This window comes from Nocardiopsis lucentensis DSM 44048, assembly GCF_000341125.1.
GTDB classification, from domain to species: domain Bacteria; phylum Actinomycetota; class Actinomycetes; order Streptosporangiales; family Streptosporangiaceae; genus Nocardiopsis; species Nocardiopsis lucentensis.
Map to the genome: position 1 here is coordinate 1 of NZ_ANBC01000438.1, position 7,018 is coordinate 7,018.

The 7,018-nt window shown below is 72.1% G+C and carries 9 protein-coding genes; 4 read left to right on the forward strand and 5 right to left on the reverse strand.

Going from position 1 to position 7,018, the window contains the following annotated elements; all coding sequences use genetic code 11:
• The 4 genes from D471_RS34600 to rimP all read right to left on the reverse strand — a co-directional run.
• Positions 1-198 (reverse strand): translation initiation factor IF-2 N-terminal domain-containing protein (locus D471_RS34600; RefSeq protein ID WP_040689824.1); only part of this gene is annotated, 198 nt, incomplete at its 3' end.
• A gap of 212 nt (positions 199-410) precedes the next feature.
• Positions 411-740 (reverse strand): YlxR family protein, encoded by a 330-nt coding sequence (locus tag D471_RS0115445; protein WP_040689826.1) that lies wholly within the window; start codon positions 738-740, stop codon positions 411-413.
• Positions 741-753: 13 nt separating this feature from the next.
• Positions 754-1,755, reverse strand: a complete 1,002-nt coding sequence (gene nusA / locus D471_RS0115450) for a transcription termination factor NusA (protein ID WP_017599454.1) — start codon at positions 1,753-1,755, stop codon at positions 754-756.
• Positions 1,756-1,779: 24 nt separating this feature from the next.
• The gene (gene rimP, locus D471_RS0115455; protein ID WP_017599455.1) at positions 1,780-2,262 is read right to left on the reverse strand and encodes a ribosome maturation factor RimP; all 483 of its coding nucleotides are present in this window, start codon (positions 2,260-2,262) and stop codon (positions 1,780-1,782) included.
• Positions 2,263-2,497: 235 nt separating this feature from the next.
• Between rimP and D471_RS0115460 the strand changes: the two genes are divergently transcribed.
• Both D471_RS0115460 and D471_RS0115465 read left to right on the forward strand, forming a co-directional pair.
• Positions 2,498-2,977, forward strand: coding sequence for a ferritin-like domain-containing protein (locus D471_RS0115460; protein ID WP_017599456.1), 480 nt, complete (start codon positions 2,498-2,500; stop codon positions 2,975-2,977).
• Between the two features lie 23 nt (positions 2,978-3,000).
• Entirely contained in the window at positions 3,001-3,426 is a 426-nt protein-coding gene (locus D471_RS0115465) for a ferritin-like domain-containing protein (RefSeq protein WP_017599457.1), read from the forward strand.
• Between the two features lie 81 nt (positions 3,427-3,507).
• Here the strand turns inward: D471_RS0115465 and D471_RS0115470 are convergent, their stop codons facing one another.
• Entirely contained in the window at positions 3,508-5,244 is a 1,737-nt protein-coding gene (locus D471_RS0115470; protein WP_026127760.1) for a proline--tRNA ligase, read from the reverse strand.
• Positions 5,245-5,415: 171 nt separating this feature from the next.
• On the opposite strand from D471_RS0115470, the gene D471_RS0115475 reads away from it, so the two are divergent.
• Positions 5,416-6,276, forward strand: a complete 861-nt coding sequence (locus D471_RS0115475; protein ID WP_017599459.1) for an aldo/keto reductase — start codon at positions 5,416-5,418, stop codon at positions 6,274-6,276.
• Between the two features lie 53 nt (positions 6,277-6,329).
• Positions 6,330-7,018: spermidine synthase (locus D471_RS0115480; protein ID WP_017599460.1), on the forward strand; the 689-nt coding region annotated here is incomplete at its 3' end.

Consider the following 7,018-nt stretch of genomic DNA (forward strand, 5'->3'; position numbering starts at 1 on the left):
CGGCTTGGGAGCCGATCCGCTCTTCTTGCCGCCCTCGGAACCGTTGTTGAAAGCTTCCTGCAGGCGTCGAACGACGGGCGCCTCTATCGTCGAGGACGCCGAACGAACGAATTCGCCCATCTCGTTGAGCTTGGCCAGGACGGCCTTGCTCTCTACTCCGAACTCCTTGGCGAGTTCGTACACCCGGACCTTCGCCACTACTCTCCTTCAGCTTCGGTCCGGGACATGGGCACGTGCCGGACCGTCGTTAGCTTGAGTTACTCATCGCTGCGTACTCATCAGGCGCTCATCGCAATCTCGACCTGCTTCCTCATCGCTACACAACAATGGGCCGGTTCTGCGTGCCGACACAGCACCGCACGCCGACCACGGTTACTACAACACCGTCGGCCGGCTCAGACATTCCAACCCTAACCGGAATACCCCCCGGATCCGCCACTCGGGGTGGCGCCGATCAACGCCTCCACACGTGAGAGGTCCCACCCGGTGGAGCCCCCTCCGTCGCGGCTCCGGAAGGCGCGTGCCCACACCCTGCGACGCACGGCGAGCTCGAGGCACCGCCGGTCGTCGTGCAGGTAGGCACCGCGCCCGGGACGTCGACCCCGGGTGTCGGGCGTGATGGCCGTGCCCTCGGCCACCAGCCGCACGAGGTCGGACTGGACTGCCCGTGACCGGCACCCCACGCACGTGCGCACGGGTCGGTCAAGACCGCCTTCTCCCACCTTATCGCGTCGGGACACGGGCGCGACCCGATTATTCGCCCGCGGCGGCGCCGTCGGCGTCCGCCCCGGCCCCGTCGGCGGGCTCGGCGTCGGAGCGGATGTCGATGCGCCATCCGGTGAGTCGGGCCGCCAACCGGGCGTTCTGCCCCTCCTTGCCGATCGCCAGGGACTGCTGGTAGTCGGGCACGACGACACGCGCGACCCGGGCCGCCATGTCCAGGATCTCCACCGAGTTCACCCGGGCGGGCGACAGGGCGTTGGCCACGAAGACGGCCGGGTCGTCGGAGTAGTCGACGATGTCGATCTTCTCTCCGTGCAGCTCGGCCATGACGTTGCGGACACGGCTGCCGAGCGGGCCGATGCAGGCGCCCTTGGCGTTGACGCCGCCGCGGTTGGAGCGGACGGCCATCTTGGTCCGGTGCCCGGCCTCACGGGCGATCGAGGCGATCTCCACGGTGCCGTCGGCGATCTCGGGCACCTCCAGCTCGAAGAGCTTGCGGACCAGGTTCGGGTGGGTCCGCGACAGGGTGACCGAGGGGCCGCGGTGACCCTTGCGGACCTGCACCACGTAGGCGCGCAGGCGCTCGCCGTGGGTGTAGGTCTCCGTCGGCACCTGCTCCTGGGGAGGCAGGATGGCCTCGATCTTGCCGAGGTCCACCAGCACGTTCCTGGGGTCCTTGCCCTGCTGGATGATGCCGGAGACGATGTCGTGCTCGCGCCCGGCGAACTCGCCCAGGGTGAGCTCGTCCTCGGCGTCACGCAGGCGCTGGAGGATGACCTGCTTGGCGGTGGAGGTCGCGATCCGACCGAACCCGGTGGGGGTGCCGTCGTACTCGCCGACGACCTCGCCCTCCTCGTCGAGCTCGGCCACCCACACGGTCACGTGGCCGGTGGAGCGGTTCAGCTCGACGCGGGCGCGCTTGTCGGCGCCCTCCTCACGGTGGTAGGCGATCAGCAGGGCGTCCTCGATGGCCTTGGCGACCAGCTCGACCGCGATGTCCTTCTCGCGCTCCAGGCTGCGCAGGACACTCATGTCAATATCCACGGGGCTCCCCCTCTAGTCCGCCGCGTCGGCGTCGGCGTCGCGGCGGAATTCCACCTGTACCTTGCCCTTGGCCAGTTCGGCGTGGGCGAAGGTCCGGGGCTGACCCTTGACGTCCAGGGTGACCCCCCGGTCGTCGGCGTCGGTGACACGGCCGGTGACCTCGCCGCCCTCGGCGAGGGTGGCCTTCACCAGTCGGCCGCGGGAGCGGCGCCAGTGGCGGGGCTGCGTCAGGGGCCGGTCCACGCCGGGAGAGGTGACCTCCAGGACGTAGGGAAGCTCACCCATGACGTCGGAGGCGTCCAGGGCGTCGTTGACGTCCTGGGAGACCTCGCCCACCGTGTCCAGGTCGACCCCGTCGTCGGAGTCCACGACCACGCGCAGCACCCGGCGCTTTCCCGCCGGTGTCAGGTCGACGGCCTCCAGGTCCAGTCCGGCCTTGGCCAGTACCGGCTCCAGCAGCTCGGCGATGCGCTCGAGACGCGCCTGCGCTCCCATGTCGTGTCTGCCCCTCCAACAACGGCGAAATCCCGCCCACTCGGCCTGTGGCCGCTGTACCGGGGCGGTCCAGCTCTGTACGTAGTCTGCGACATATCCCGCGCGTCGCGTCGCGACGGCGGTCGTGCTGCAAGGGTATCCACTCCCGGACACGTTCCAGGTCGCCGACGGTGGACGGGGCGCGTCGAAACGCGCGTGGGCCGTGGAAAGATGGGGCCCGATGAGAGGAGACCGCGTGGGCCGAAGCGACGTCAGCCGCCGTACGGCACTGGGTGTGGCGTTGGCCGTGGGATTGGCCGGATGCGGCCGCACCGAGTGGTACCCCTCCGACGTGACCCCCGAGGAGCACGTACTGCGTGCGATGATCCGGGAGAAGGAGCGGACGGTGACGCGCTACCAGACGGCTCTGGCGAACGGCACCGGCCCGGAGGAGCTGCTCAACCGCATCCTGGAGCACCACCTGTCCCACGTCGACGCGCTCATGGACGCCCTGCCGGAGAGTTCGGCGACCGAGGGCGAGGAGACCCCCGAGGCGGAACTCCCCGCCCCGGACGCGGCACTGGACACGGCCGGGCTGCGCGCTCTGGAGGCTGCCGCGGCGAGCGCGCGCGTCGACCGGGCCCTGGCCGTCGCCGACCCGGGGCTGGCACAGCTGATCAGCGGGATCGGCGCGTGCGAGGCCGGGCACGCGCACCTTCTGGACCAGGCGGACTGAGCGGACTGAGAGGACGGGCGCAGGTGAGCGAGACGACGGACGTCCCCGGGGCCCTGGCCGAGGCGCTCGGCGCCGAACACGCCGCCGTGTACGGGTACGAGTACCTGCGCGGGGTCGCCGGGGACCAGGGGCGCCGCGACGCGGCCGGGGAGTACTCCCGCCTGCACAAGGCGCTGCGCGACACGCTGCACGACGCCGCCGTGGAACTGGGCGTCGGGCCCGAGACCGCCCGGTCGTCGTACCCGCTGCCCTCGGACCAGGACGCGGCGAGTCTCGACGCGTACGCGGTGGGGATGGAGGAGACCACGGCCAGGGCGTACGTCTGGTTGACCGCCGCCGACGACCCCGCGCTGCGCTCGACCGCGGCCCGCGCGCTCCAGGCGGCCACCGTGCGCGCGCTGGTGTGGGGCGGCGGGCTCGACACCCTGCCGGGCTTCGAAGAGGCCTGACCGCCCCGCGCGCCCCAGGGGGCTGGGGGAGCGCCGGGCGTTCCGACGCCCGGCGCCCCAGCGATCCCCACCGGTACCGGGTCAGGCCCCGCAGGCCGCCTCGGCGCGGTCGACGATCTCGGCCAGCGCGACCTCCTCGCGATTGCCGGTCGCGCGGTCGCGCAGCTCGACGAGCCCGTCCTTGAGGCCGCGGCCGACGATGACGGCCGTGGGGACGCCCAACAGCTCGGCGTCGGTGAACTTCACCCCCGGCGACACGCCCTTGCGGTCGTCCACCAGGACGCGCAGCCCGCGGGCCTCCAGCTCACCGCCGATCCGCAGCGCCTCCTCGATCTGCTCGCCCTTGCCCGTGCCGACCACGTGCACGTCGGCCGGGGCGACCTCACGCGGCCACACGATGCCCTTGTCGTCGTGGGACTGCTCCACGATCGAGGCCACCGCGCGGGAGACGCCGATGCCGTAGGAACCCATGGTGACCCGCTTGGGCTTGCCGTCCGCGCCCAGCGCGTCCACGTGGAAGGCGTCGGTGTACTTGCGGCCGAGCTGGAAGATGTGACCGATCTCGATGCCGCGCGCCGTGTACAGCGTGCCCTCCCCGTCGGGCGAGGGGTCGCCGTCACGCACCTCGGCGACGTCGATCGTGCCGTCCGGAGTGAAGTCGCGTCCGGCGACCAGGTCCACCACGTGGTGGTCGGCCTTGTCGGCGCCGGTCACCCAGGAGGTGCCGGTCACCACGCGCGGGTCGACCAGGTACCGGACCTTGTTGTCGATCAGCGCGCGCGGGCCGATGTAGCCCTTGACGAGGAACGGGTTGGCGGCGAAGTCGGCCTCGTCGAGGAGGGCGACCTCGGCGGGCTCCAGGGACGCCTCCAGGCGCTTGAGGTCGACCTCGCGGTCGCCGGGCAGGCCGATGCCGAGCAGCTCCCACTCCTCGGAGCCGGGGGCGCGCGTCTTGACCAGGACGTTCTTCAGGGTGTCGGCCTCGGCGAAGTCCCGTCCCAGGTCGGCGGCGTTGAGGAAGTCCACCAGCGTCTGGATCGTCGCGGTGCCCGGCGTGTGGTGGACGCGTGCCTCGGGCAGCCCCTCGACGGGCCGGGCGGGCGGTGCGGGGGTCGTGACGGCCTCGACGTTGGCGGCGTAGGAGGAGTCGGTGCTGCGGACGAAGGTGTCCTCACCGGTCGGGGCGACGGCCAGGAACTCCTCGGAGGCCGAGCCGCCCATGGCGCCGGAGGTGGCCGAGACGACCACGTAGTCCAGCCCGAGGCGGTCGAAGATACGGATGTAGGCGGCGCGGTGGGCGTCGTAGGAGGCCTGGAGCCCCTCGTCGTCGATGTCGAAGGAGTAGGAGTCCTTCATGTGGAACTCACGGCCGCGCAGCACGCCCGCGCGGGGCCGGGCCTCGTCGCGGAACTTCTCCTGGATCTGGTAGAGGATGACCGGGAAATCCTTGTAGGAGGAGTACTCGCCCTTCACCAGGAGCGTGAACAGCTCCTCGTGGGTGGGGCCGAGCAGGTAGTCGGCGCCCTTGCGGTCCTGGAGCCGGAACAGGGTGTCGCCGTACTCGGTCCAGCGGCCGGTCGCCTCGTAGTACTCCTTGGGGAGCAGTGCCGGGAGGAGGACCTCCTGGGCGCCGATGGCGTCCATCTCCTCGCGCACGACACGGGACACGTTCTCCAGGACCATCTTGCCCAGGGGCAGCCACGAGTAGACGCCGGGTGCGGCACGGCGCACGAAGCCGCCGCGCACGAGCAGCTTGTGGCTCGGCACCTCGGCGTCCGCCGGGTCCTCACGCAGGGTGCGCAGGAACAGGTTCGACATCCGCAGTAGCACGGCCACTCCTCGTTGCTGGCGCCGGGACGGCGCTCGGTGGGGACTCTCGGAAACCCAGGCTAGCGGGAGTGGGGACACGTTCGTGCGCGCTGACCATGGGTAGGGCACCCGGCGCGGGAGCGCGGTGGGCGGCCCGCGCCAGGATGTGAGGAGAGGACCATGCGCACCAGGACGATCGGCGGCCGGACCGTGAGCGCGGTCGGGCTCGGCGCGATGCCGCTGTCCCTGAGCGGCCGTCCGCCCAGGGAACACGCGGTCGCGACCGTCCACGCGGCGTTGGACGCGGGGATCACGCTGATCGACACCGCCGACGCCTACCACCGCGACGCCACCGACCCCGGACACAACGAACTGCTGGTCGCCGAGGCGCTGCGCACCTACGGCCGGGACACCTCGGACGTCCTGGTGGCCACCAAGGGCGGCCACACCCGCGACGCGGAGGGCGGCTGGGGGCTCGACGGCAGCCCGGAGCACCTGCGGCGCGCCTGCGAGGAGTCGCTGCGGCGGCTCGGCGTGGAGCGGATAGGCCTGTACCAGTTCCACCGTCCGGACCCGGCCGTCCCCTACGCCGATTCCGTCGGCGCGCTGGCCGACCTGCTCGACGAGGGCAAGGTCGAGATGGTGGGGATCTCCAACGCCGACCCGGAGCAGATCCGCCTCGCGCAGGAGGTCCTGGGCGGGCGGCTGGCGGCCGTGCAGAACGAGTTCTCCCCCGACTTCCGGTCCAGCGGGCCCGAGCTGGAGCTGTGCGCCAAGTTGGGGATCGCCTTCCTTCCCTGGAGCCCCTTCGGCGGCAGGTCCCGGTACGGCGGACTGGCGGATCGGCACCCGGCCCTGGAGGAGGTCGGGGCGGTCCGGGGCGCGACCCCCTTCCAGGTGTGCCTGGCCTGGATGCTGGCGAAGTCGCCCACGGTGATCCCGATCCCCGGCGCCTCCCGCCCGGAGAGCATCCGCGGGAGCGCGTTCGCCGCCGACCTGGAGCTGACCCCCGAGGAGTTCGCGCGGATCGACGCCTCCTGACCGTTCCGGCCATGGCCTAGCCTGGGGGGATCGGTGAACGGGGGCGGGGCGGCATGGGCAGACGCGGTGCGCGCGGGGCGGACGCGGCGCCAAAGGCGCTGGAGGCGCCCGGCGCCGAGCTGCTCGCCGACGCCGATCGCCCCGACTCCTGGTTCCTGGTGGTCGAGGGCACCCCGCAGTCCCACGTGGACCTCTCCGACCCCACCCACCTGGACTTCTCCTACGTCCGGCGGATCGCGCACGCCGCCGACCTGGTGGCGCCCGAGGGGGAGCCGATCGACGCGCTGCACCTGGGCGCGGGCGCGCTCACCCTGGCCCGCTACGTCGCGCACACCCGCCCGGGGTCGCGGCAGCGCGCGGTCGACGTGGACGCCCCGCTGGTGGAGATGGTGCGCCGACGGCTGCCGTGGGACCGGCGCGCGCAGCTGCGTGTGGGCATCGGTGACGCGCGAGAGTGGATCGCCGCCCGGCACGACGCCAGTGCGGACCTGATCGTCAGCGACGTCTTCGCGGGCGCGCGCACCCCGGCGCGGCTGACGTCGGTGGAGTTCTACACCGAGGCGGCGCGCGTCCTGCGGCCCGGCGGCCTCCTCGTGGTGAACATCGGTGACGGTCACAAGCTCGACCACGCGCGCGCCCAGGTCGCCACGGCCCGCGCGGCCCTGCCGCACGTGGTGCTGACCGCCGAGCCGGGCGTCCTGCGCGGTCGCAGGTTCGGCAACCTCGTCCTGGTGGCGGGGGG

Coding starts and splice junctions, on each gene's coding strand:
- nusA (WP_017599454.1), bottom strand. CDS start 1,755: ATGAGTGTCCTGCGCAGCCTGGAGCGCGAGAAGGACATCGCGGTCGAG.
- rimP (WP_017599455.1), bottom strand. CDS start 2,262: ATGGGAGCGCAGGCGCGTCTCGAGCGCATCGCCGAGCTGCTGGAGCCG.
- D471_RS0115470 (WP_026127760.1), bottom strand. CDS start 5,244: ATGTCGAACCTGTTCCTGCGCACCCTGCGTGAGGACCCGGCGGACGCC.
- D471_RS0115475 (WP_017599459.1), top strand. CDS start 5,416: ATGCGCACCAGGACGATCGGCGGCCGGACCGTGAGCGCGGTCGGGCTC.